The sequence below is a fragment of the Streptomyces alboniger genome (assembly GCF_008704395.1).
Classification (GTDB): Bacteria; Actinomycetota; Actinomycetes; order Streptomycetales; family Streptomycetaceae; genus Streptomyces; species Streptomyces alboniger.
The window spans coordinates 271,068-293,147 of sequence record NZ_CP023695.1 but is presented as its reverse complement, the minus strand read 5'-3'; the positions used below and the strand labels follow the sequence as shown (position 1 = coordinate 293,147).

Genomic DNA, 22,080 nt, shown 5'->3' with positions numbered 1-22,080 from the left:
TCCGCGCGCGCGAGCGCCGAGCACCAGCGGCCGGGAGACTCCTCCCGGCCGCTGGTGTGTCAGGACGCCCCGCGCCATCGCCTCGTCAGGACTCCCTGCGGCGCATCCGGTACACGGTGTACCCGCTCGCGGCGAGTACGAGGGCGACGCCCGCCCCCACATAGACGGACTCGGCGGTCCGGGACCCGCCGGTCCCCGCGCGCACACCCCGGTCGGGGGCCGTGGTGGCCGCCGCCCCGGCCACGGTGATCGAGTACGTGGAGGTGCCGCCGCCCGGGCAGGTGACGTCCACGGTGTGGCTGCCGGGCCGGGCGTCGGAGCGAATGGTGCCCGTACCCGTGTAGATCCCGGCCGAGCCGGTGGACAGCGGGACGCTCTGGGTGAAGGAGTCCGAAGTCGCGGTCGCCGACGCGGCGGTGCAGCCGCCGCTGACGGAGACGACCACCGACTGCCCGGGCCTGCCGGGGCTCGGTGTGATCGACAGCGAGGGCTGCGTGCCGGCCTGTGTCCGCGGCACCGTCGGGGGTGCGGTTTCGGCCAGCGCCTGTGGCGCCATCGTGGCGAGCGCCGCTGCGGTGAACACGGCTGCGGTGACGGTGGGACGGACGCGCATGGGACAGACCTCGATCCTTCGCGCGGCCGGGAGCATGCCGTCCCTGCGGACTCCGCGCTGCCCTCATGCAAGGCGCAACCGGCGCGGTCGGCGCGTCGGACACGGCCACGCGGAGTAGCCGCGACCATGCCGCGCGCCGGGCCCGGCGGTCAGCGGTCAGCGGACCGACCAGACCAGCACCCCGCCGAGGACGAACAGCAGGCAGATGGCGATATTGGTCCGCCGATAGGCGACGAGCACGGCGGCGAACTCGCGGAGCGTGGCGTTGGGCCAGAAGTACGCGGCCGTGGGCGCGCCCACCACCTGGCCCCTTACCCCGACCCGCCGGGCGGTGAGCGCGGCACGGAAGGCGTGGTAGTTGTTCGTGACGACGACACAGTGATAGTCGGGTTTCGCCGCCTCCATGATGGCCTTGCTGAACCGCAGGTTCTCGTCCGTCGTCGTCGACCGGTCCTCACGCTCGATCAGGTCGGCGGGAAAGCCGCGGTCCGTCAAGTAGTCGGCCATGGCGTGGGATTCCGGCAGCTTCTCGTCCGGCCCCTGCCCGCCGGAGGTGATGAGCACGGGCGAACCTCCGCGCCCGGTGAGCCGCGCGTGCACCTCACGCGCCCGCTCCAGCCGACTGGCCAGCAGCGGCGGGACCGTGGAGCCGCCGACGAGGCCCGAGCCGAGGACGACCACGAAGTCGGCCTTGCGGCGGACTTGCAAGCGCCCGTAGAGGAACGCGTAACAGACGAAGCTCAGGAACAGGAATGACACGTACGACGACAGACCGAGGGCGGCCGCCCCGACCCCGAAGAGCAGGGGCGTGCGCACCACCGCGGCCGTGATCACGAGGGCGATGACGCCGACGATGCCCAGAGCGGCCGTAAGGGAGAGCAGATTCGCCGGGCTCCTGCCTTCTTTGCGCACCATCCGCAGGCCGTTGAGGAAGAGCAGATACGTGAGGACGAGGATCCCGAGCGCGCACACCGCGAGCAGCGAGCAGGCGACGACCAGGCCGGACGTCGATCCCGACCTGACCAGGCGGGACATCCAGGCGACCAGCGCGCAGAGCACGGCGAGTCCCAGGAGCACGGCGTTGCCGAACCTTCGGCGTTCACGCAGAACCCGCCAGGAGAAGACGAGGAAGAGCAGGGCCGCCGGGGCGTAGACCAACATCCGCACAGCGTATGGGGGGCGTGAAGCCAGGGGCGAAGCGCCCCTGGCCCTCGGCCCTCGGACCCGGCAGCTGCGGGTTGTGGCGTCAGTGGCGCGTGGAGTGCGCGGATCGCTGGGACGGGACCCCGAAGGGGCGGTGCGGCCGCGGGTGGCCGGCCAGCGCGTCGGCCCTGCGGTCCTGCGGGCGGGGGAGGAGCAGCTCTTGGAACAGCTCGTACCCGGCGAGCATGGCGTGGCGCATGGCCTCGGTGTCCGTATCACCCGCGGCGGCGCGCTGCGCCGACGCGTGCAGCACGCGACTGCCGTGAGCGTGGCGGGGACAGTGCAGGGAGAGGGCGTCGGCCTGGCGCTCGCGCGACTCGGCGGGGAAGCCGCGCTCGGCGGCCAGCCGGTTCAGGAGGGCGTTCGCCTGGGCGACCGTCTGTCCCGGGGCCTCGATGAACCGCGCCTGGAGCAGGGCCCATTCGGAGTGGTAGCGCTCGCGGGCCGCCGTCGTCAGACCCTTGACGCGGAGGCTGCCGAAGCGCCGCAGACGTTCGCTCAGCTCCCGCTCGGCGGCCTCCGAGTCCCCCCGGTGCTGTGCCACCACGCGGTCGAACTCGGGGCCGAAGCGGCGCCGGAGGTCGTCGGTGGTCGTCTGGTTCAGCGGGCGGGCGAGCAGCAGCGCGGTCACGATCGCCACCGCAGCGCCCAGGATGGCCAGCATGCTTACGGACATGTGCCTGCCTTCCGCAGAGGGTCCCTCACGCGAGGCTTTCGCTACAGCGAGTTACCAACCAGGAGGGTGAATAAACGCATTGGGTGACATTCGCCGGGCTGATTCACCTTTCCAGACGCTGGTGACCGGTCAGACGCCCGCCGGGCCCCGCCGGGTGAACCGGTGCCACCAGTGCCGGCGTCGGGGATGCACGGCCCGCCCGAGGCGGCGCCCCAGGACGAGGTAACCGAGGAGCGCGCCCGTCGTGTTGAGGATGACGTCGTCGATGTCGAAGGTCCGCCCCGTCACGAACGCGCCCTGGGCCAGCTCGACGAGCACCATGGTCAACGCCGTGACGACCGCCACCCGCACCAGACCGCGAGCACGGGGGAACAGCACGGGCAGCAGCAGCCCGAACGGAACGCCCAGCAGGATGTTGCCGCCGATCTGCTTGACGGTGTCGCGGAAGGCGGGCTGGGCGAGGTAGTCGCGAATGGAGTCGCCGGGCTTGAAGTTGCTGTGCGTCAGCGCCTCGGAAGCCGCCGAGGGCTCCAGGGTCAGACGGGTGAGTACCACCCCGAAGGCGACCATCCCGGCAAAGGCGACGAGCATCGCGAAAGCCCGTGCCAGCGGCGGAAGCGGCGCTCGCCGCCGGTCCACCGCGTCATCCCCCTCACCTCCCGCTCCGCTGTCGTCCTCCACGGCCTTGTATCGGTCTGTCCGTGCCATCGCTACCTCCGGTACGGGCTGCTGGGCGCCGTCGCGGCGCGCGCTGTCCAACGCCGACGGGTTCCTCGAGCCGCGCGTCCCAAGCGCGCGGAGCCGTCCGCATCGGCGGCTGGCGGCCCCCTCCTCGCCCCTCGGAAGTGGTGCGACAATCTGCTCGAGGAATTGGCTGTGGAGGGGCCCGGGACCGTTGTCGCGCCCGGCGCCCGGTGGTGGGGAGGAACCGACGGTGGTGGAGTGGCGGTACGTCGCCAAGGGCGCGAGGGCGGTCCCCGAGCCCCTGGCCACACCCTTCGTCTGGACGGCGGCCTCCTGGGGGTCCTTCGTGCTGGTGAGCACGCTCGACCTGCTCGGCGCCCTCGACCGCACCGGCCTCGCCCTGGCCGCGCTGTCCCTGCTCGCCGCGGTCCTCGGCATGCTGGGCCGGTTCGCGGCGGCACCGGGGACGGCACTGCTGTGCTGGGCGCTGCTCAACTTCTTCGCCACCCACCCCACCGGGGAGATCTCCTGGGCGGGGCACCGGGATCCCGGCTGGATGGCCTGCCTGCTGGCGGCGGCTCTCATCGGCACGACGACGGCCCGCCTGCTCTCCGCACGCGCCGCGTACCGCCGCGTCACCCCGTACGACGGAGCCGCCTGACACCCCCGTACGAACTGATCGGCGCCCGACCCCGGCGGCTACCTGAGCGCCGTCACCGGGCGGCGGCCCGCGCGCGGGCCAGTTCCACGGTGAACTGCGCCCCGGCGAGCAGCGCCAGATGGGACACCCACAGCCACACCAGGAAGACGACCACGCCCGCGAGCGAGCCGTAGAGCTTTCCGTAGCTGCCGAACCCCGACGCGTACCACGTGAACAGGCCCGAGGAGAGCAGCCAGAGCAGCGCGGCGAGCACCCCGCCCGGCAGGATCTGACGCCAACCGCGGGCGGCGGGCGGCGCGTTGCGGAAGAGCACGAGCACGAGCATCGCCACCAGGCAGACCAGAGCAGGCCATTTCAGGACGTTCCAGGCGGTCTGTCCCGCGCCGCCGACGCCGACGCGCCGCCCGAGCCCTTCGGCGAGCGGGCCGCTCAGGACGAGCAGCAGCGCACTGGTGACCAGCAGCGCCAGGAGCGTCAGCGCGGTCATCAGGACGCGGTGCGCCTTGCGCAGAGCGGGCCGGCAGTCCTCCTCGCCGTGCATCGCGTGCAGCGCCCGCCGGAACACGGCCGAGTAACTCGAAGCGGACCACAGGGCGCTGACCGCGCCCGCGATCACCACCGTGAGCGCCGCGGAACGGGCGTCGGCCATCTCGCTGAGCGCCTCGTGCAAGGAACGGCCCGACTCCGCGGGCGCCCAGTCCGTGACCTCGGCGATGAGCGACTCGGTCGTGGCGGGGCTCACCAGGCTGATCAGGCTGACCGTGACGAGGAGGGCGGGGAGCAGAGCGAGGATCGCGTAGTACGTCAGCGCCGCGGCCCAGTCCGAGACGTCGTCGTTCCACATCGACACCGGAGTGCGGCGCAGGGCCGCGCGGCGCAGCGCCCACGCCGAGGGGCGGTCCGAGGACGCGGCCGCCGGCACGCGGCCGTCCCCGTCCCCGTGCGGAAACCCGGCACACGCTCCGTGCGCGGTCGGCGGGGGACTGTCCATGGGCCTGCTCCTTCTTGCGTGTTCGCGGCACGTGAGCCGCCTTCACCGGGCGCCGCCTCCACCGAGATCGGACCCGTGCGGTCAGTCCCGCTGCTCGGCCTCGTTGCGGTTGAGTCCGTGTGCCAGCTCCTGCAACACCTCGTGCTGGGTCTTTCCGGTCATCTCGGCGAGCTGAAAGAGCAATGCGGCACACAACGCGGTCGCGCTGTCGGCGACTTGGTCGAGATTGCCGTCGGCGGCTCGTTTCTCCGCGACGTATTCGTCCATTACCTGTTCGCCGGAAATGTATGCCGTCATGGCTTCGATCCCGGCGCGCACACGGTCGTAGTCATTCATCGTCATGGCCGTAGACTTTCACGTCTCCTCACCATCGCGCCAAGACGAGCTGTGCATAGGGGAGCGGGGCCGGGGCACACGGTGCACTGGAGGTTGATATCGATGGTTCCCCTTCTGATTGTTCTTCTGCTCGCCCTGCTTCTCTTCGGTGCGGGATTCGCGCTGAAGGCCCTGTGGTTTATCGCGGCGGTGGTCCTCGTCGTGTGGCTGCTGGGCTTCGTGATGCGTTCCACGGGGGCGGGCGGCCGGCGAGGCCGTTGGTATCGCTGGTAGAAATCCTCAGCACGGCCGCGGCCGGGGTCCGGACGGAATTCGTCCGGACCCCGGCCGCGTATTTTGTTCAGGCGGCGTCCCGGTCCCGTAGGAACCGGTGGCCCCTCGACGACGCCGGCGCGCCCGCGCCACCACCGGGGATCAGGCGCAGATGGTGCCGACGGGCATGCCGGGCGTGACGGGCGGAAGAGGCCTGGCCTTTGGGGTCGAACAGCCCGTCCTCCAGGCGCACCGTCACGAACAACAGGAGCGCCAGCCCCGGCAGGAGCAGGACGGCGACCGCGATCATGCCGCTCCCCTTTCCGTTGAGGACGCCCTGACGGGTGCCCCCGGAAACGAAAGAGAAGAGTGCCGTTACGTGAAGATTCCGCAACGCCTCGGCCGCCGCTTCGACGGCGCGCTGCTCCCCGCGGTGTGCCGCTACCGCTGCTGGGCGAGAGCCAGCTGGTGGAGGTCTTCCAGGGCGTCGAGAAGGACCGTGCGCTGGTGCCAGTCGATCCACGTGCCGACGGTACGGCTCGTGTGGTGCAGCGCCTTGAGCTGCGCCTGGGTGAAGCCGGCCAAGGGGCGCGCGTGGTGGGAGGAGATGACGCCGTGCACGGTGTCGGTGTCGTCGACGAGGGGCACGCTGTGGCAGGCGCGGCTGCCCGCCGAGAGGATCACGCGGCGGGTGGTGTCGTCGAAGCCGGGCGATGAGGCGATTTCCTTGACGGTGACCTGGTGGCTGGCGGCGGCGGCCCGCGAGCAGGCGGTGCCGCCGTCGACGAACGCGAAGTAGTCCGTGAACTGCCGGGGCAGCCCGGCGTGCTTCTCCATGCGCAGCGTGCCGTCCTCGACCAACTGCACGTTGCCCATGTTCGTACTGGTGATGTTGAGGACGCGACGCAGGGCGGCGCCGAGCACCTCGCCCTGGTTCCGCTCGTCGAGCGTGCCCGCGGCGAGCTTGGTCAGCGGCGGTGCCGGACGCCGCTCCCGGGTGCCGAACCACACGGTGGCGCCCTGAGCGGGGCCCGGCGTGCGGGCGACCGCGATGGCCACCTGGTGCAGTTTGATGTTGGCCCGCTGGGATGCCTGGCGCATCAGCGCGAACGCCGCGTCCGCGTCCGCGAGGCCGTACCGCTCGACCAGGATGCCCTCGGCCAACGCGATCTTGGGGCGCGCGCGTACCTGCACCTCCAGCTCGGTCACCTGGTTCTGTAGCTGTCGCGCCTGGGCGGCTAGCCGTCTCGCCTCCCGCAGGCCGGGGGAGGACTCGTCGTCCCGCTCGTCCTCGGCCCGGGGTTCGGGCTGGTGATCCGTCATGTCGCTCTCTCCCGCGGTGCGCTCGGAACCGGTTCCTCGTGCTTCGGCCCGGCCCACGAGACGGGCCTGTTCCCCACGCACATGGAACTGACAGTAGCGGGGTCCTTTCCGAGCTGTCATGGCGCCCCTGGAGACCGGTGCGTAGACGGGTGCATAGACGGGCCGCCCGGGGGAAACCGGCCCGTGAGCCACCCCCCGTATCGCCGCGCGGCGTCGGTCCGCGCTGCCCGAAGGAGTAACCGTGCTCGCTATCGCCGCCGCAGTCGTGTTCGCCGTAGCCTGGATCCTGCACCTCACCGAGACCTCGACCAACATCTTCTTCGGCAACACCAGCCTGCTGCTTCTCGGCCTGACGCTGGCCGCGCTGCACCTCGCCGGCCTCGGCGCCGGATGGTCCCCGCAGAGCCGTCGGCGCCGCTGACCGACGGGACGGTTCCCTCCATCACGTACGGCCTTCGACCGTGCGCGGCCTGATCCCTGGCCGCTACGCGAACCGCGTGGTGTCGCCCGCGCCGTGCCGTACGACCTCGGCCTCGCCGCTGGAGAAGTCGATGACGGTCGTCGGCTCGGTGCCGCAGTCACCGGAGTCGATGACGACGTCCACGACGTGGTCGAGCCGCTCCTTGATGTCCCAGCCCTGGGTGAGCGGCTCGTCCTCGTCGGGCAGCAGCAGCGTGCTGGAGAGCAGCGGTTCGCCCAGTTCGGCGAGGAGCGCCTGGGTGACCGTGTGGTCGGGGATGCGGACCCCGACGGTCTTCTTCTTCGGGTGCAGCAGCTGGCGGGGGACTTCCTTGGTCGCGGGGAGGATGAAGGTGTAGCGGCCGGGGGTGGTGGCCTTGATGGTGCGGAACACGTCGTTGTCGAGATGGACGAACTGACCCAGCTGCGCGAAGTTCTGGCATACGAGCGTGAAGTGGTGGCGCTCGTCCAGGTCACGGATCGTACGGATCCGGTTGATGCCGTCACGGCTGCCGAGCTGGCATCCCAGCGCGTAACAGGAGTCCGTGGGGTACGCGATGAGCGCGCCGGAGCGGATGCTGTCGACCGCGCTGGTGATGCTGCGCCGCTGGGGATTGTCGGGGTGCACGTCGAAGTACTTCGCCATTGGCCGAGTCTAGGTGATCAGGGCGCGGGTGGCGCCCGGCGGCACGGGGGCGCTCAGTGCCAGGGGCAACGGGGCAGCCCGGGGAACGGGTCGGTGCTGGTGAGGACGCTGCTGGCGGGCATGTTGCCCCACGCCTTGAGGCCGGGCAGGTTCACCGTCTCGTCGCCCTGTGTGTAGTACCAGATGTTGTTCCCGCCCTTGTGGGCCTCCCCGATCGAATAGCACACGAACCAGCTCTGGGTGGTCTTGAGGCGCCCCGTCACGGGGGCGTCGAAGGCCGGGCGCCCGTAGAGGTCTCCCGGGGCGTTGGCGCAGTAGAGGTCGCCGGTGAAGGTGTTCCCGAGCGTGTCCTTGTGGACGATGCCGGGCCGCAGGACGCAGGTCACGTCCGCCGAGGTCGTGGCGTCGGCCGAGGTCGGGCCGGTGGCCGCCGTGGCGGGGGCCGCGGGCCAGGCGGCGGCCGCCGCAGTGAGGATGAGGGCCGACACGGCGATCCGTCCGCGTCGTGCCACCTGGGAAAGTGCCACGGGTTCACTCCTGAAGTCGGTTGGCGGAACGTCAGTGGGGGAGGGGCCGGTCAGCTGGGCATGCATGCCGGTACGCCGGGGAACGGGTCGGGCTCGGTCTCGATGCGGAACGCCGGGACGTACCCCCAGCCCTTCCACAGCGGCCAGTTGGTCACCTCGTCGCCCTGCGTGTAGTACCAGATGCGGTTGCCGCCCTGGTGCAGGTCGCCGCTCTCCCAGCACACGAACCAGCTCGGTGAGGTCTTCAGCTTGGCGATGACCGTTCCGTAGACCTCCGGGGTGGCGAAGACGTCCGCCACCGCGTTCTCGCAGTACAGGTCCTTGGTGTACGTGTGGCCCTTGACGTCCGTGTGCCGCACGCCGTCCCGGACGTAGCAGACGGGCCCCGCCGAAGCCGTAGCCGAAGCGGTCGCGGGCAGGAACATCGCGGTCATCGCCGCGGCCAGCAGCGCGGCCCCGGCGGTACGGCGTCCTCCACCATGCCGCTCCCGCGGCGCCGATGTCCCCTCATTCGTCATGCCGGTCGTCCGCGTCATCTCCGTCACCCCCATGAGCACTTGGGCAGGCCCGGGACCGGGTCCTGCGGTGTCTCCAGCATCACCGCGGGCATGTAGCCCCAGCCTTTCGCGGTCGGGCGCGAGACGACCTCGTCGGCCTGGGTGTAGTACCAGATGTTGTTGCCCCCGGCGTGCTGGTCACCGACCTTCCAGCACACGAACCAGCTGCGGGTGGTCACCATTCGGCCGACCACCGGGCTGCTGGTGAACGACTGCAGGCGCACATCGCCCTGCGCGTTGTCACAGAGGATGTCCGCGTCCCAGGACATCCCGGTCCAGTCCGTGTGCGCGCTGCCCTCACGCATGACGCACGCCGTCGTTGTCGCCGTCGCCGTCGCCGTCGCCGTCGCCGTCGCCGTGTCCGCGGCCGGTGCGGGCACGGCCGCCGCGCCGACCAGACCCGTCGCGGCCACCGCCGTGGCGAGCACCGCACCGCCGCTTATTCGCTTCATGGGATCTTCCTGTCCCTCCGGTGGATCCGTTCGTTGGCCGAAGTCTGACGCGGACCGCTGACGGCGGGCTGACCCATCCCGGGGGCGGGCCGGGGAGAACGTGTACATAAAGTAGCCGCATGTCCGAGGACTCCCCCCTGATACGAAGCTTGCGTACGGCCGTTGAGGCGGCGCCCGCCGACGTACCGCTGCGGCTGCACCTGGCCGAATTGATGCTGGACGCCGGGCAGCCGGACGCCGCCGTCGCGGAGGTGGCCGTCGCCTTGCAGCACGCGCCGGGCGACGGCCAGGCCCGTGCGCTGATGGCCCGCGCGATGGGCGTGCCCGCCGCCGGGCCTGCCGCCGAGGCCCCGCCGCCGCAGCCGCTCCCGCCCGCCACGGCGACCGGACCGGCAGCGACCGAACACCCGGCGGCCGAACACCCGGCGACCGAACCCGCAGGAACCGAAGCCACGGGAACCGAACCCGCGGGCCCCCGGACCCGCACCGGTTTCGACTGGCGTGCCGCCGCGGACCAGGTCGGCGACGTGATCCCGCCCCGCTTCGTCGAGACCCCCCTGGCCACCGACGGCAGCGGCGACCCCGAGGGCGCCGCTGCCTGGGACGTCGACACTCCCGGCACGATCCGCCTGGCGGACGTCGGCGGCATGCACGAGGTCAAGGAGCGCCTGGAGGCGGCGTTCCTCGCCCCGATGCGCAACCCCGAGCTGCGCAAGCTGTACGGCAAGAGCCTGCGCGGCGGGCTCCTCCTGTACGGGCCGCCCGGCTGCGGCAAGACGTTCATCGCCCGCGCCATCGCCGGTGAACTCGGGGCGGGTTTCCTGTCCGTGTCGGTCAACGACGTCCTCGACATGTGGATCGGCAACTCCGAGCGCAACATGCACGAGATCTTCCAGACCGCCCGCCGCCAGGCGCCCTGCGTCATCTTCCTCGACGAACTCGACGCGCTCGGCGCCAAGCGCAGCCGCACTCAGCACAGCGGCATGCGCAACACCGTCAACCAGCTCCTGACCGAGCTGGACGGCATCGACTCCGCGGCCAACGAAGGCGTCTTCGTGCTCGCCGCGACCAACGCCCCCTGGGACGTGGACATCGCCCTGCGCCGGCCCGGCCGCCTCGACCGCACCCTGCTCGTCCTGCCGCCCGACGCCCCGGCACGCGAGAGCATCCTCCGCTACCACCTCCAGGAACGCCCCGTCGAGAACATCGACTTGGGCAAGCTCGTCAAAGCCACGGACGGCCTGTCCGGCGCCGACCTGGCCCACCTGTGCGAGGCGGCGGCCGAGAGCGCCCTGCTGGAGTCGGCGCGCACCGGCACGGTCCGCATGATCGGCATGCGGGACCTGCTGAACGCCGCGAAGCAGACCGTCCCGTCCACCGAGCCGTGGTTCGCGTCGGCGCGCAACGTCGCCATGTACGCGAACGACGGCGGCGCGTACGACGACTTGATCACCTACCTGAAGAAGAAGCGGAAGCTGTGAGCACGCTGCACCCGACCGTCGAGAAGGCCCAGGCCCTGATCGAGCTCGACCGTTATGACCAGGCCCTGGCACTCCTGGCCGGCCACCTCGCCGAGGACCCCGGCGACCTGCGCGCCTGGGTCAAGATCGGCTACTGCCACCTCAGCCAGGATCGGCCCAAGGACGCGACGGCGGCGGCCGACGAGGCCCTCAGGCTGGCCCCCGAGGACTACGGCGCGCTGCGCCTGCGCGCCCAGGCGATGGTGCGCGACAACGGCTGGCTCAAGGTCCAGCCCGTACTGCGCGAGCTGATCCGTGTCGCCCCCGAGGACTCGTTCGCCCACGCCATGCTCGCCGACGCCATGTGGCGCGAGGCGCTGGTCCGTTACAGCCAGGAGAGCGGCGCCCGGCAACTCACCGCCGAGGCCATCGACCGCGTCACCCGCGAAGCAGCTGACGTCGCGATGGAGGCGCTCCGGCTGGGCCCCGAGGACGTCTACGCCCACGAGATCGCGCACCGCATCGCCAGCATGGCCGGAAACGGCACGGTCTCCGACATGCTCGACGAGGCCATCCTCCGCATCGACCCCCACCACGCGGAGGCGCTCGCCCGCCAGACGAGTAAGGCGGCCCGGGCGCCGGGCGTGGGAGCCGGCGAGGCCGCCGAGCTGTACGCGGACGCTCTCGCCGTCGAGCCGGACTCCGCCGACATGCGGCAGCAACTCGACCATGCCACCTACCGCCTCCTGCGCGGCACGCGCTGGCTCGCCCTGCTCTGTGTGGGCCTGGCGGGCGCCATGGTCGACGTCTTCCCCTCGGACGACCGGCCCGCCCCCGAGCTGCCCATCCCTGTCGGCCAGCGCCTGTGGTTCCTGTTCATCATGGCCGTGATCTGGGCCTTCGGGGCCTGGCGCCGCTACCGCCGACTGCGTACGGGCGTCCAGCTCAACGTCCGTTCCCTGATCCGCCGCGGCCGCTGGGCCCGTGTCGTCATGGCCCAGGCGGCCTGTGCCATGGCGTGCGCCGTGCTGATCGCCGAGATCCCCTGGACGGACCGGGCCGTGCCCCAACTCCTCTTCTGGGCCGGACTGGTCCCCACGGCGGCGACCATCTGGTTCGACAAGAAGAAGGCCGGTTAGCCGCCGTAGGGCGTGTCCCATGGCGGCGCCGCACGGACCGGCCCGGGGAGGGGGGACGGGCCGGTCCGCGCGGCGCTCAGGTCGGACGCGGCGCTCTGGGCGACTTCGCCTGTGCCGTGTTCGTCTTGGCCACGGCGGCCGCGACCTGTTCCCGCACGGCTTCGGACAGCGCGCCGCCCTGGACGGTGCCCACCAGGTCCCCTGCCAGGCGGTACAGCTTGGTGTTGGTGTTCTGCGAGGCCGTGACCAGGACGTCCCAGGCGGCCTCGGGGCTCAGGTTGAAGGAGGACATCAGGATGCCGCGGGCCAGGTCGATGGTGGGCCGGGTCTGCATGGCCCGCCGCAACTGGGCGACCACGGCCCGCAGCTCCTGTTCCGACTCCTCGTACTCCGCCTCCTCCTCGTGCGGCGCGGCCTGACCGCGACCCGGCCCGGGGTCACCGCGGATCGGCTCCGCGCCACTGCCGATGGGTCCCGCGTCGCAGTCGGCCGGGGCCGTCACCAAATCCTCCTCCTGGCCCTCAGCGGTGAACAGGTCGCGGGTCCCGGTCAGCTCTAGGATCCGCTCGACAGCCGGGCTGCTGGCGCTGATGACGATGGCCTTTCCCTGTTCCACCGCCCACTGGCGCAGGCTGAGCAGAAGATTGAGACCGGAGCAGTCGCAGAACCCCACTCCGCTCAGGTCGAGGTCGATGGTGCGGGCCGGCCGGCTGACGGTGTGGCGCAACCCGGACCGAAGCCGTCGCCCGGAGTCGAGATCGAGCTGTCCCCGCACCAGCACGCTCATCCGGTAACTGCCCGGAACGACGTCCACTGTCGTGGGCAACGGCGGCAGGGGGAGTGGTGTCCGGTCTCGTTCACCGAAGTCGTCGCCCTCTCTCGGGAGGGACTGCTCAGCGTGTGCGGGCTCCGGCATGGCTGCTCCCTCTCGTTATCGCCTCTCGCCGCTCCCAGGCTGCCCGTTGCGGCGTACACACGTCAACTAATACCTGAAATGTAGTACGTGTTTTTGAAATCGTGTACGTCTGGTCGCTAGAGTTGGCACATGGATGGAGTGCCCGAGTCACACACCGGATGGACGTTTCTCACAAACCACGCGCGGGTGCTGGCGGCGATCGCGGACAATCACAACGCGCGCATCCGCGACATCGCCGCGCACTGCCGCCTCACCGAGCGTGCTGTCCAGAAGATCATCGCGGACCTGGAAGAGGACGGTTACCTCTCCCACACCCGGGAGGGGCGAACCAACACGTACCGGATCGACCCCAGCAAGGTGCTGCGCCACCCGGCCGAATCCGGGCTGGCCGTGGCCTCCTTGCTCTCCCTGCTGGCCAGGGACGAGGCCGACCGCACCTCCACTCCCGAGGTGGACAGCCGGCACCACGCCACGGCTTGACCACAGCCACCCGCGTGCGTTGACCGGTCGGCCGTCGCGTCGAAGGCAGGTGGGTGGTCATGGTGGCCGGTTGGGAGTGGGACGACGCGGTGGGTGCGGGCGCGGGCCGGAAAACTGCCGCGGGGGCTCGGGCCGTTCACCGGGGCGGTCTAGGAGATGCTCGCGCCCGGCGGAGCCCTCGTCCACCTCTCGGACGTGAAGACGGAACCCCGGTCCGTCGACGGCCTGCCCCACCCGGCCGTGCCGTACGAGGCGATCGCGAACCTGGTCAGGGACTACCTCGGCCCGGCCCGAAGAGCCGGCCGAGGGGTACTGACGCAATGCACGCCCGGCGACGAGGCGACGATGTTCTCGATGTCGTTCTCGGCCCCGCACCTGTTCGGACCGCGCCGCGCCGACTTCGAGGCGGACTTGCGCCGACTGCTGCGGGAGGCCTCCGCGCCGGGCCGATTCTCCGAACGCGTGCCGAGTACGGAGGTCTTCGTATGGAGCGCTGGGACAGGCCCCGGCTGATCGAGCCCACCACCCGGCTGCGGTCGTCGTTCCTGGCGGCGGTGGCCGAGTTCCGGGCGGACCGCGACTACCCCACACCGTGGTTCGTCACCGACGTCGACGCGGCCGCCCTGGCCGATGCCGAGGCCTTCGACACCTACGTGGCCCGCCTGCGGGCCGAGCGGCACGAGACCGGGGTGCGGGCCGCGGGCTTGGTGCCGATGACCACGCTGTGGTGGGCCGCGGGCGACCAGATGCTCGGCAGACTGGCGATCCGGCACCGGCTGACGCGGCAACTGGAGCAGGTGGGCGGCCACATCGGCTACGACGTGCGGCCCGGCGCCCGGCGCCGGGGGCACGCGACCGCGATGCTCGCCGCGGCCCTGCCGGTCGCCGCCTCGCTCGGCATCACGCGGGCGCTCTGACCGTCGACGAGACGAACACGGCGTCCCGGCGCGTGATCGACGCGAACGGCGGCGAGTTCCTCGACGTCGTCGGCGACAAGTGCCGCTACTGGGTGCCGACGTCCTCGGCGTAGGCCTGCTGTACGCGGCCGGTGGCCGAAGCCCGTCAGCGCGGGCACGGCCGGCTCGGCGACTCCCTCTCCGGCCGTCAGGCGTGACCCATACCGTGCTTGCCTTGGAGCGCACTCCATCTCATAAGGTCACGGCGTCCAAGAGGGCGACATCCAAGGGACATCCAGGGAGAGTTGTATGCGTCACCGCGTTCTGGGCGGAACCGGCATCGAGGTCAGCCCCTACTGCCTCGGCACCATGATGTTCGGTTCCGTCGGCAATGCCGACCACGACGACTGCGTACGGATCATCCACGCCGCGCTGGACGAGGGCATCAACTTCGTCGACACCGCCGACATGTACTCGGCCGGCGAGTCGGAGACGATCGTCGGCAAGGCGCTGAAGGACCGCCGCGACGACGTGGTCCTCGCGACCAAGGTCCACTTCCCCATGGGAGACGGCCCCAACCGCGGTGGCAACTCCCGGCGTTGGATCATCCGGGAAGTAGAGGAGAGCCTGCGGCGTCTTGGCACGGACTGGATCGACCTGTACCAGGTGCACCGGCCGGACCACACCACTGACCTAGAGGAGACGCTCTCCGTCCTGACGGACCTGGTGCGCCAGGGGAAGATCAGAGCGTTCGGCTGCTCCACCTTCCCCGCGGACGAGATCGTCGAGGCCTACCACGTGGCCGACCGGCGCGGCCTCCAGCGGTTCCGTACGGAGCAGCCGCCCTACTCGCTGCTGGCCCGAGGCGTCGAGACACACGTCCTGCCGGTCACGCAGCGCCTGGGGATGGGGGTGCTGACCTGGAGCCCGCTGGGCTCGGGCTTCCTGACCGGCCGTTACCGCAAGGGCCGGCCCCTCGATCTGAGCAGCGGACGCCCCACCCTGCACCCCGCCCGCTTCGACCCTTCGGCGCCGCGCACCGCCGCGAAGCTGGAGGCCGTCGAGCAACTCGTCGCCGTCGCCGAGGAAGTGGGCTGCACGCTGCCCGAGCTGGCGATCGCCTTCCCTCTCGCGCACCCCGCCGTCACGTCGGTGATCATCGGCCCGCGCACGATGGACCAGCTGCGGAGCACGCTCAAGGGCATGTCCGTGACGCTCGACGACGCCGCCCTCGACCGCATCGACGAGATCGTGCCGCCCGGCACCGACATCTACCCTCCGGACGGCGTGTGGACCCCGCGGTCGCTCACCACCCCGTCGCTGCGACGACGTACCCCCGCGGACCGGCCCGCCGCCGCCCCCCGCTAGCCTGCCGTGCCCGCGGCGAGCGTCTTCAGGAGGGCCTCGCCGAACTCGGCGGGGTGGGTGGTCAGGCCGGTGTGCCCGCCGGGGAAGTGCACGAGTTCCGTACCGAGACGCTCGGCGAGGAACTCGGCCGGCCGGTAGGGCAGTTCGCCGCGCGAGTCCTGGCCGCAGGCGAGCGTGAGCCGGTCCGAAAGCGCCTGAAGCCGGTGGACGTCCGGGGCGTAGGACATGAAGCTCGGCACGATGCGTCCCACGAAGTACGGCAGGTCCGCCATCGTCCGCTCGGCCCGCGCCGCCGCCTGGGGCGGGAGCTCGACCTCGGCCTGCGGCCCGGCGCTGTCGCTGTCGCTGTCCTTCTTCAGACCCGCCGCGAACACGCTCATCGCCGGCATGAGCCCCTGCGTGCGGAACGTCTCCCCTACCCGTGCGATGAGCGCACGGTGTTCGGCAGCGTCCGGCAGTACCTCCACCAGGGGCGGCTCATGCGCCACGAGGTGTACCACTCGGTCGGGACGGGCGGTGAGCAGGTGCACGGCGGCGATCGCACCGGAACTGCTGCCGAACACCCGGGCCGGTTCGCCGGGCGACAGCAGATCCAGTACGCGCAGGGCGTCGTCGGCGTGCTCGGCCACCCGCTGCTCGGCCTCGGGGTCGTCCAGCGCGCTCCGGGACATCCCGCGCGGATCGTAGGCCGCGACGGTGTACTCGGTGGCCAGATGGTCGGCGATGGCGTCGAACGAGGCCGTGCCGCCCGTTCCCCCGGGGACCAGCAGCAGGAGCGGGCCCCGGCCGCGCACCTCGAAGTGCAGGGTCGCGCCGTTCACGCGCAGGCTGCCGGCCGACGGTTCAGTCATCAGGTTGTTCCTTCTCGGGACGCGGGCCAGTGCTCCAGGAGGGTGTGCAAGGCGTCGAGGGCGCGAACCCAGGACTGCTGGGGCGAACGCGCGTGCGCGAACCCCCCGGCGGCCTCCAGGGCGACGAAACCGTGGAACGTGCTGCGCAGCAGCCGGACCGCGTCGGTCAGATCGGGCTCGGCCAGTCCGTAGCCGCGCAGCATGCCGTACGTCAGCTCGACGGCGCGCCGCGGCCCGGGGGCCTTCGCGGCCAGCTCGGGGTCGATCCGGATCGAGACCTGCGTCGCGGTGTAGCGGCCCGGATGCTCATGGGCGTAACCCCGCCAGGCGTCGGCGTACGCGACCAGCGCGTCCTTGCCCGCCCGTCCCGCCGTCGCCTCCGCGATGCGGAGGGTCTTCTCGTCGGCCGCCAGCAGCGCGATCCGTCCGCGCAGATCCTCCAGGCCGCGTACGTGCGTGTAGAGGCTCGCGTCCTTCACGCCGAGCCGCCGCGCCACCCGCGCCATCGTCACCTGGTCGAGCCCGGCCTCGTCGGCCAACTCGGCGCCTGCGACGGCCACCCGTTCCGGCGTCAATCCTGCCCGGCCCATGCAACCTTCCGTTGGAGTCGTCGGAGCCAGGGACAGCAGCTCCTAGGGGCATTAGGTTATACCTAGTGCCCCTAGGATCGCCAGCCGGACGGCCCGGAACGCGCTACGGGACGAGCCGGTACGCGTTCGAGATCGTCTCGGTCATGGTGTTGCCGGACGTGTCCTTCAGATACACCCGGTACGACACGGCCTTGGCCGTCGCCGGATGCCGCACGCTCGCCGAGCGCGCCCCCTCGTCATCGGTCGTGACGGTGGCCGCCTTCCAGGTCCTGCCGCCGTCGTAGGACACCTTCACGGCCAGCGAGGCGACCTTGCCGGCACCGGCCGCGGCACCGGCCACCTTCAGCGGCACCGTCAGAGTGCTGCCCGCCCGGGCCGTGCCGTTCAGCGCCAGCTTCGGTGCGAGGCGGACGGTGGACAGCGGCAGCGCGGTGGGCCGCTCGTCCGGTGTCTTCCCCGACGTGAACGTCCATGCCACGGCCACCTTCGTGCTCGTCACGGTGTCCTTGGCCGCGCGGGCGGCCTCCATGGTCAGGCGGTAGGGGGCGGAGGCGCTGGGCAGTTCGGCGTTCAGCGCGCCCGGCCCGCCCTCGGCGACAACGCGACCGCCCGACTCCAGCCGGGTGAAGCCTCCGCTCATCGCGGAGTCACCCGCGTGCCCCGCGCCGTCGTTGAACAGGAGGACGTACGCGTCCATGGCGTTGCCCGCACGGCGCGCCCCCTGCCGGTCCTCGGCCTTGAGGTCGGGTCCCACCACGCCGGTGTTGAAGTTCAGCGTGTAGCGCTTGCCCGCCTTGTACGCGACCGGGCCTGTGCCGTAGTTGATGCGCGGCAAGCCCGCGTCGTCGAGCTGCGCCATGGTCCAGATCCAGCGCAGCCCCTTGGTGTTGACGTAACTCGTCCCCGAGAACGGCAGCTTCAGCTCGGCCGACGGCTGAAGGGGCGGGCCGTAGTCGTTCGCGCCGATCGGCGTGGCCGAGAGCGTGCCCTTGCGGCCGGTGGCGGAGGCACCGACGCCCACCTTCACCTCGGCGACCTCCGCCGCGGTGACGGTGTGCTTGAGACCGGGGAACCAGCTGCCGGTACGCGTGAAGCCCAGCCGGTAGTCGGTCTTCCTCCCCGCCGCCCCCGGTACCTTCCAGACGCCGTTGTACTGGGCGTTGAAGGTGGGGGAGTCCGGGCCGAGCCCGGCGGTGCGGACGGTGGCGCCGCTGCCGAGGCTCCAGTTGGCCGAGATCCCGGCGGCCTGGTCGTCGTAGCTGATGTTCGACGTGGTGACGCGCGCGTTCGGATCCGGGGCCGTGACGGCCACCGGCTTGGCCTTGCGGGAGTCCAGCGTGACCTTCTGGTCCGCGCCGATCCTCAGCTCCGGCTGGACGAAGACCGCGAAGGTCGTGGTCAGCCCGTAGACGGAACTCTCCAGCGCGTACGTGCCCTTGGGAAGCCGCACGGCGGCCGGGCCGTCACGGAAGGGGACCGTGAACTTCTTCTGTGTGGCGCGGTCGGTGAGCGTGGTGATGTAGTGGGTCGAGTCCGTCCCGTCGACATCGAGGTGTGTCACGGTGAGGTTGTACGACTCGACCTCACGGTCGACGACGAGACCGGTCCGCACCGACTGGCCGTCCCCCTCGGCGAGCACCGTACCGCCGTAGGTGCCGTTGGCACTGCCGAGCTTGGTGTTCGCGGTGACGGTGGTCTTCGCGGTGCCGTCGGCCGGGACGGTGAGCTTGGTGTCCTTGACGGTGAACATGCCCGCGGGGCCCGGGCGGCCCGCAGGGTCCGCGGTGGCGGTGGACAGGGTGAGGGTGACCGGCTTGGTGCCGTAGTTGCGGTAGGTGAGGGTCTTGCCGACCGGCTTGTCGTCGGTGTGCGGCCATGTCTGCGTGCCGAAGGAGAGCGAGCCGGGCGAGGAGACGACGCTCGCGGAGACGGCACGCGTCAGATCCACCCGGCCCGCTCCCTGTTGGTGGGCGTTGAGCGTGGGGTCGGGCTTGGCGGAGCCGGTCAGCGCGGACTTGACCTGCCGGCCCGTCCACTTCGGATGCTGCTGGAGGAGCATGGCGGCGGACCCGGACACGTGCGGGGCCGCCATCGACGTACCCGACATGGAGACATAACCGTCGTCCCCGGGCTCGTTCGGGTTCTCCGTGGAGGCCGCGGCGGTGATCTCCACGCCGGGCGCGGTGAGGTCCGGCTTGGTGATCCCGTCGGCGTTCGGCCCGCGGCTGGAGGTCTCCGCGATGTCGTCCTGCTTGTCGACCGAGCCGACGGTCAGGGCGTCGGGGGCGCTGCCCGGCGTGGTCAACGTGCCCTCCTCCGGGCCGTCGTTGCCCGCGGAGGCGACGAAGAGCGCCTGGTCCGAGAGGCGGGCCACGGCCTCCTCCAGCGGTCCCGTCCCCGGCGTGTTCGCGCTGCCGAGGCTCATGTTGACGACCTTGGCACCGCTGTCGACGGCCCACTGCATTCCGGCGGCGACGCTGGAGTCGGTGCCCGCGCCCTCCTCCTCGGAGATGACCTTGCCGTCGAGGATCCGCACGTCGGGCGCCACGCCCTTGTACTTGCCGCCCGACCTCGCTCCGGAACCCGCGAGGGTCGAGGCGACATGCGTGCCGTGGCCCATGCGGTCCTTGGCGTCGGGCGAGATGGTGAAGTTCTTCTCGGTGACCTCGACGCCCTTGAGGTCCGGGTGCGTCTGGTCGACGCCGGTGTCCAGGACGGCCACCTTGACGCCCTTGCCGGTGTATCCGGCCCGCCACATGGTGGGGGCGCCGATCTGCGGCACGCTCTTGTCGAGAGCGGGGCGGACCTTGGCGTCCAGCCAGACGTGCGCGATCGCCGGGACGACGGCGGGACGCGCGTTCACACGCGCGCCCCCCGCGCCGGTGCCGCCGGTGAGCGCCGACCAGAGGCCCCCCGTACCGGACTTGGGGGTGTCGAACGCCTCGCCGCCGATCGCGGGCAGCGTACGCCGGTCGCGCGCGTGGCGCTTCAGGAGGTCGCCGCCGCTGCGCGCGTTGACCCTGCCGGGCCGGTATCCGACGATCAGCGGGAGTGAGGTGCGGTGTGCGTCGTCGTACCTGTCCTCGACGAGCTGGGTGACATCGAAGAGCCGCCGGTCCAGCTTGCCCGCGGCGATCAGCGACTGGGCGTCCTGCGGCACGACGTACAGGTGCCCGCTCTCGCGCCGCACTGAGATGGAGACCTGCTCGCGGCCCTTGCCGCGCATCAGGCGGACGACTTTCTTGCTCCCCGCACCGACGGCCACCCGGTCGCCGGTGATCAGTGTGACGGTCGCCGTCCTCCCGCCCCGCGCCCCCGAACTGTTCTCGCCCTTCGGATCGGTGCCCGTGCTCGCGCCCCGACCCGCCCTGTGATCCGGCCGTGTCCCGGAGTCGGCCGAGGCCACCCCCGCGACCAGTGCGCCGGACATCGCGACGGCTATCGCGGCCGCCGCGCCCCTGGATATAACTGCCACCCGAGTTGCCTGTCTTGTGAGAGTGGTGATGCGGTCGCCTGTTACACGCGATCTTGGACGGGTTCGGTTCTCGGATGGCGCAACAGACCGCCGTGGTCGGCGGGCGGCACGCCGGTGGCTACCCCCCTCGGCTCAGCCGTTGAGGCGCCGGTGAGATATCTCGCTTAACGTGCCCGTATGGTCACTAAACGGAACAGTTCTGTCCCCAGGCGTGGACGTCCGTCGATCTCCCGGGGCGCCGGTCTGGTGTGCGCCGCGGCCGTGGCGGCGGCCCTGCTCACCGGCTGCGGCGATGACGACGACGGCGGCGGCACGACGACCGACGCGGCGAAGACCGCGCAGACCCCCACACCGGCGGCCTCCCCATCGGCGGGCGACGGCTCCCTCACCGAGGACCAGGCCGAGCGGAAGGCGCTCATCCCGAAGGCCAAGGTCGGCTATGAGGAGGCGCTGCGCACGGCGGTGGCGGCGGTGGACAAGTCGAAGCCGGTCTCGGTCGAACTCAAGGGGCCGGCCGACAGCCCCAAGTGGGAGACCGAGGTCGCGACGAGCGACGGCGCCAAGCACACCGTCGACGTCGACGCGGTCACCGGCAAGGCCGGCCAGGCACGAGCCGACGCGGACCAGGACGCGAGCGACAAGACCGAGCTGGCGGACCGGCTGAAGAAGGCCACGGTGACGCCTGAGCAGGCCGCGCAGACCGCGACGGACAAGACCAAGGGCACGGTCAGCTCCGTCGAACTCGACGACACCGACGGGGGCACGCCCAAGTGGTCCGTCGATGTCGTGTCGACCGAGGACTGGAACAAGACGACGTTCGACATCGACGCGACGAACCGCAAGATCCTGCGCGAACATGTCGACCGGGACTGACCGGCACCCCGCCGGCGAGCCTCACGGTGACAGTGGCTCCGTGGCCGTCGGCCGAGCCGGGCCGCCGAAGCGCCAGGCGGTGATGTCGCGGTAGTGGATCGGGCCGGGGCCGCGGCCGATGTTGCTGCCCACCAGGTGCAGGCGTTCGGCCTGCCACGGGCGGCCGGCGAAGCCGGTGAGTCCGGCCGCGGCCTCCACCGCGCACGACGGCGTGTCCCGCCTGGCCCTGGCCAGCGTCAGGTGGGGACGGAAGGGGCGCTCCGCGAAGGCGACACCACACTCCTTGACCACGGTGCGCACCTCGGTGGCGAGCAGGTGCAGCTCTTCGCGGTCCCCGTCGATCCCGCTCCACAGCACCCGTTCGTCGAAGTGCCCGCCACCGCGAAGAGCCAGCGTCAGGGGGCGGCGCGCCGCCGCGAGGTCCGCGAGCGGCGGGCGCAGCAGGGGAACCACCGCGGTGGGCACCTCGCCGAGGAAGGCCAGGGTGATGTGCCAGTCCTCGATGCGGTTCCACCGCATCCGCGGGTGGGCGTGGTAGGCGGGGCCGAGCTCCCTCGCCAGTTCCTGCTTCGCCTCGTCCGGTGGGGCGAGGGCGATGAAGACACGAACGGTCGCGGGCTGGATCTCTTCGTTCACAGGAGACTTCGTACCG

General features: G+C 71.3%; 26 protein-coding genes and 1 pseudogene. 10 read left to right on the top strand and 17 right to left on the bottom strand.

Annotation, left to right across the window (positions count from 1 at the left end):
* Positions 1-85: 85 nt before the first annotated feature.
* The 4 genes from CP975_RS01235 to CP975_RS01220 form a co-directional block, all read right to left on the bottom strand.
* Positions 86-613 carry a hypothetical protein gene (locus CP975_RS01235; protein ID WP_150476477.1) on the bottom strand — a complete coding sequence of 176 codons (528 nt, stop codon included), beginning with the start codon at positions 611-613 and terminating at the stop codon, positions 86-88.
* A 156-nt stretch (positions 614-769) separates the two neighbouring features.
* Positions 770-1,774 (bottom strand): ElyC/SanA/YdcF family protein, encoded by a 1,005-nt coding sequence (locus CP975_RS01230; protein ID WP_055535579.1) that lies wholly within the window; start codon positions 1,772-1,774, stop codon positions 770-772.
* An 85-nt stretch (positions 1,775-1,859) separates the two neighbouring features.
* On the bottom strand, positions 1,860-2,492 hold the full coding sequence (locus CP975_RS01225; RefSeq protein WP_055535577.1) for a hypothetical protein: 633 nt from the start codon (positions 2,490-2,492) through the stop codon (positions 1,860-1,862).
* Between the two features lie 129 nt (positions 2,493-2,621).
* A complete protein-coding gene (locus CP975_RS01220) occupies positions 2,622-3,200 on the bottom strand; it encodes a VanZ family protein (RefSeq protein WP_246201369.1) in 579 nt (192 codons plus the stop codon).
* Between the two features lie 226 nt (positions 3,201-3,426).
* Between CP975_RS01220 and CP975_RS01215 the strand changes: the two genes are divergently transcribed.
* Positions 3,427-3,837: a hypothetical protein gene (locus tag CP975_RS01215; protein WP_055535575.1), complete on the top strand. Its 411-nt coding sequence runs from the start codon at positions 3,427-3,429 to the stop codon at positions 3,835-3,837.
* A 52-nt stretch (positions 3,838-3,889) separates the two neighbouring features.
* Here CP975_RS01215 and CP975_RS01210 read toward each other — a convergent pair whose 3' ends face one another.
* A complete protein-coding gene (locus tag CP975_RS01210) occupies positions 3,890-4,828 on the bottom strand; it encodes a YihY/virulence factor BrkB family protein (protein ID WP_150476476.1) in 939 nt (312 codons plus the stop codon).
* A gap of 81 nt (positions 4,829-4,909) precedes the next feature.
* Positions 4,910-5,170 carry a hypothetical protein gene (locus tag CP975_RS01205; protein WP_246201368.1) on the bottom strand — a complete coding sequence of 87 codons (261 nt, stop codon included), beginning with the start codon at positions 5,168-5,170 and terminating at the stop codon, positions 4,910-4,912.
* A 96-nt stretch (positions 5,171-5,266) separates the two neighbouring features.
* Here CP975_RS01205 and CP975_RS01200 point away from each other — a divergent pair, with 96 nt between their 5' ends.
* Positions 5,267-5,437: a hypothetical protein gene (locus CP975_RS01200; RefSeq protein ID WP_055535571.1), complete on the top strand. Its 171-nt coding sequence runs from the start codon at positions 5,267-5,269 to the stop codon at positions 5,435-5,437.
* Positions 5,438-5,504: 67 nt separating this feature from the next.
* Here the strand turns inward: CP975_RS01200 and CP975_RS01195 are convergent, their stop codons facing one another.
* On the bottom strand, positions 5,505-5,726 hold the full coding sequence (locus tag CP975_RS01195; RefSeq protein ID WP_055535569.1) for a hypothetical protein: 222 nt from the start codon (positions 5,724-5,726) through the stop codon (positions 5,505-5,507).
* A gap of 131 nt (positions 5,727-5,857) precedes the next feature.
* Positions 5,858-6,739 carry an ANTAR domain-containing protein gene (locus tag CP975_RS01190; protein ID WP_150476475.1) on the bottom strand — a complete coding sequence of 294 codons (882 nt, stop codon included), beginning with the start codon at positions 6,737-6,739 and terminating at the stop codon, positions 5,858-5,860.
* A gap of 241 nt (positions 6,740-6,980) precedes the next feature.
* Here CP975_RS01190 and CP975_RS01185 point away from each other — a divergent pair, with 241 nt between their 5' ends.
* Positions 6,981-7,160 (top strand): hypothetical protein, encoded by a 180-nt coding sequence (locus CP975_RS01185; protein ID WP_055535567.1) that lies wholly within the window; start codon positions 6,981-6,983, stop codon positions 7,158-7,160.
* A gap of 63 nt (positions 7,161-7,223) precedes the next feature.
* Here CP975_RS01185 and CP975_RS01180 read toward each other — a convergent pair whose 3' ends face one another.
* From CP975_RS01180 to CP975_RS01165, 4 genes are read right to left on the bottom strand one after another with little or no spacing between them, the layout of a single operon-like run.
* Positions 7,224-7,844, bottom strand: coding sequence for an L-threonylcarbamoyladenylate synthase (locus CP975_RS01180; RefSeq protein ID WP_055535565.1), 621 nt, complete (start codon positions 7,842-7,844; stop codon positions 7,224-7,226).
* 53 nt (positions 7,845-7,897) lie between these two features.
* On the bottom strand, positions 7,898-8,371 hold the full coding sequence (locus CP975_RS01175) for a hypothetical protein (RefSeq protein WP_055535563.1): 474 nt from the start codon (positions 8,369-8,371) through the stop codon (positions 7,898-7,900).
* Positions 8,372-8,421: 50 nt separating this feature from the next.
* Positions 8,422-8,907: a hypothetical protein gene (locus CP975_RS01170; RefSeq protein WP_150476474.1), complete on the bottom strand. Its 486-nt coding sequence runs from the start codon at positions 8,905-8,907 to the stop codon at positions 8,422-8,424.
* Positions 8,908-8,912: 5 nt separating this feature from the next.
* Entirely contained in the window at positions 8,913-9,380 is a 468-nt protein-coding gene (locus CP975_RS01165; RefSeq protein ID WP_150476473.1) for a hypothetical protein, read from the bottom strand.
* Between the two features lie 119 nt (positions 9,381-9,499).
* Between CP975_RS01165 and CP975_RS01160 the strand changes: the two genes are divergently transcribed.
* On the top strand, positions 9,500-10,861 hold the full coding sequence (locus tag CP975_RS01160; protein ID WP_055535556.1) for an ATP-binding protein: 1,362 nt from the start codon (positions 9,500-9,502) through the stop codon (positions 10,859-10,861).
* A complete protein-coding gene (locus CP975_RS01155) occupies positions 10,858-11,979 on the top strand; it encodes a tetratricopeptide repeat protein (RefSeq protein ID WP_055535554.1) in 1,122 nt (373 codons plus the stop codon). Before CP975_RS01160 ends, CP975_RS01155 begins: the two co-directional genes overlap by 4 nt.
* A gap of 76 nt (positions 11,980-12,055) precedes the next feature.
* Here the strand turns inward: CP975_RS01155 and CP975_RS01150 are convergent, their stop codons facing one another.
* Positions 12,056-12,895 carry an ANTAR domain-containing protein gene (locus CP975_RS01150; protein ID WP_055535552.1) on the bottom strand — a complete coding sequence of 280 codons (840 nt, stop codon included), beginning with the start codon at positions 12,893-12,895 and terminating at the stop codon, positions 12,056-12,058.
* A 129-nt stretch (positions 12,896-13,024) separates the two neighbouring features.
* Here CP975_RS01150 and CP975_RS01145 point away from each other — a divergent pair, with 129 nt between their 5' ends.
* The 4 genes and pseudogenes from CP975_RS01145 (at position 13,025) to CP975_RS01130 (ending at position 15,639) form a co-directional block, all read left to right on the top strand.
* Positions 13,025-13,375 carry a helix-turn-helix transcriptional regulator gene (locus CP975_RS01145; protein ID WP_055535550.1) on the top strand — a complete coding sequence of 117 codons (351 nt, stop codon included), beginning with the start codon at positions 13,025-13,027 and terminating at the stop codon, positions 13,373-13,375.
* Between the two features lie 75 nt (positions 13,376-13,450).
* Positions 13,451-13,888 (top strand): annotated as a pseudogene (locus tag CP975_RS01140) (SAM-dependent methyltransferase); the annotation flags it as partial.
* Positions 13,861-14,292: a GNAT family N-acetyltransferase gene (locus CP975_RS01135; RefSeq protein WP_342787889.1), complete on the top strand. Its 432-nt coding sequence runs from the start codon at positions 13,861-13,863 to the stop codon at positions 14,290-14,292. The pseudogene CP975_RS01140 and the gene CP975_RS01135, both read left to right, overlap by 28 nt.
* A gap of 288 nt (positions 14,293-14,580) precedes the next feature.
* On the top strand, positions 14,581-15,639 hold the full coding sequence (locus tag CP975_RS01130) for an aldo/keto reductase (protein ID WP_150476471.1): 1,059 nt from the start codon (positions 14,581-14,583) through the stop codon (positions 15,637-15,639).
* On the opposite strand, the gene CP975_RS01125 is transcribed toward CP975_RS01130, so the two are convergent.
* The 3 genes from CP975_RS01125 to CP975_RS01115 all read right to left on the bottom strand — a co-directional run bounded on the left by CP975_RS01125 (position 15,636) and on the right by CP975_RS01115 (position 20,555).
* Entirely contained in the window at positions 15,636-16,490 is an 855-nt protein-coding gene (locus CP975_RS01125) for an alpha/beta fold hydrolase (protein WP_055528063.1), read from the bottom strand. The genes CP975_RS01130 and CP975_RS01125 overlap by 4 nt on opposite strands.
* The gene (locus tag CP975_RS01120; RefSeq protein ID WP_055528062.1) at positions 16,490-17,080 is read right to left on the bottom strand and encodes a TetR/AcrR family transcriptional regulator; all 591 of its coding nucleotides are present in this window, start codon (positions 17,078-17,080) and stop codon (positions 16,490-16,492) included. Before CP975_RS01120 ends, CP975_RS01125 begins: the two co-directional genes overlap by 1 nt.
* A 103-nt stretch (positions 17,081-17,183) precedes the next feature.
* The gene (locus tag CP975_RS01115) at positions 17,184-20,555 is read right to left on the bottom strand and encodes a S8 family peptidase (protein ID WP_150476470.1); all 3,372 of its coding nucleotides are present in this window, start codon (positions 20,553-20,555) and stop codon (positions 17,184-17,186) included.
* A 177-nt stretch (positions 20,556-20,732) separates the two neighbouring features.
* On the opposite strand from CP975_RS01115, the gene CP975_RS01110 reads away from it, so the two are divergent.
* The gene (locus CP975_RS01110) at positions 20,733-21,428 is read left to right on the top strand and encodes a PepSY domain-containing protein (RefSeq protein WP_150476469.1); all 696 of its coding nucleotides are present in this window, start codon (positions 20,733-20,735) and stop codon (positions 21,426-21,428) included.
* 21 nt (positions 21,429-21,449) lie between these two features.
* Here CP975_RS01110 and thpR read toward each other — a convergent pair whose 3' ends face one another.
* Positions 21,450-22,064 carry an RNA 2',3'-cyclic phosphodiesterase gene (gene thpR, locus CP975_RS01105; RefSeq protein WP_055528059.1) on the bottom strand — a complete coding sequence of 205 codons (615 nt, stop codon included), beginning with the start codon at positions 22,062-22,064 and terminating at the stop codon, positions 21,450-21,452.
* Between the last annotated feature and the right edge of the window lie 16 nt (positions 22,065-22,080).

Coding starts and splice junctions, on each gene's coding strand:
- CP975_RS01235 (WP_150476477.1), bottom strand. CDS start 613: ATGCGCGTCCGTCCCACCGTCACCGCAGCCGTGTTCACCGCAGCGGCG.
- CP975_RS01230 (WP_055535579.1), bottom strand. CDS start 1,774: ATGTTGGTCTACGCCCCGGCGGCCCTGCTCTTCCTCGTCTTCTCCTGG.
- CP975_RS01225 (WP_055535577.1), bottom strand. CDS start 2,492: ATGTCCGTAAGCATGCTGGCCATCCTGGGCGCTGCGGTGGCGATCGTG.
- CP975_RS01220 (WP_246201369.1), bottom strand. CDS start 3,200: ATGGCACGGACAGACCGATACAAGGCCGTGGAGGACGACAGCGGAGCG.
- CP975_RS01210 (WP_150476476.1), bottom strand. CDS start 4,828: ATGGACAGTCCCCCGCCGACCGCGCACGGAGCGTGTGCCGGGTTTCCG.
- CP975_RS01205 (WP_246201368.1), bottom strand. CDS start 5,170: ATGACGATGAATGACTACGACCGTGTGCGCGCCGGGATCGAAGCCATG.
- CP975_RS01200 (WP_055535571.1), top strand. CDS start 5,267: ATGGTTCCCCTTCTGATTGTTCTTCTGCTCGCCCTGCTTCTCTTCGGT.
- CP975_RS01195 (WP_055535569.1), bottom strand. CDS start 5,726: ATGATCGCGGTCGCCGTCCTGCTCCTGCCGGGGCTGGCGCTCCTGTTG.
- CP975_RS01190 (WP_150476475.1), bottom strand. CDS start 6,739: ATGACGGATCACCAGCCCGAACCCCGGGCCGAGGACGAGCGGGACGAC.
- CP975_RS01180 (WP_055535565.1), bottom strand. CDS start 7,844: ATGGCGAAGTACTTCGACGTGCACCCCGACAATCCCCAGCGGCGCAGC.
- CP975_RS01170 (WP_150476474.1), bottom strand. CDS start 8,907: ATGACGCGGACGACCGGCATGACGAATGAGGGGACATCGGCGCCGCGG.
- CP975_RS01165 (WP_150476473.1), bottom strand. CDS start 9,380: ATGAAGCGAATAAGCGGCGGTGCGGTGCTCGCCACGGCGGTGGCCGCG.
- CP975_RS01160 (WP_055535556.1), top strand. CDS start 9,500: ATGTCCGAGGACTCCCCCCTGATACGAAGCTTGCGTACGGCCGTTGAG.
- CP975_RS01150 (WP_055535552.1), bottom strand. CDS start 12,895: ATGCCGGAGCCCGCACACGCTGAGCAGTCCCTCCCGAGAGAGGGCGAC.
- CP975_RS01145 (WP_055535550.1), top strand. CDS start 13,025: ATGGATGGAGTGCCCGAGTCACACACCGGATGGACGTTTCTCACAAAC.
- CP975_RS01135 (WP_342787889.1), top strand. CDS start 13,861: ATGGAGCGCTGGGACAGGCCCCGGCTGATCGAGCCCACCACCCGGCTG.
- CP975_RS01130 (WP_150476471.1), top strand. CDS start 14,581: ATGCGTCACCGCGTTCTGGGCGGAACCGGCATCGAGGTCAGCCCCTAC.
- CP975_RS01125 (WP_055528063.1), bottom strand. CDS start 16,490: ATGACTGAACCGTCGGCCGGCAGCCTGCGCGTGAACGGCGCGACCCTG.
- CP975_RS01120 (WP_055528062.1), bottom strand. CDS start 17,080: ATGGGCCGGGCAGGATTGACGCCGGAACGGGTGGCCGTCGCAGGCGCC.
- CP975_RS01110 (WP_150476469.1), top strand. CDS start 20,733: ATGGTCACTAAACGGAACAGTTCTGTCCCCAGGCGTGGACGTCCGTCG.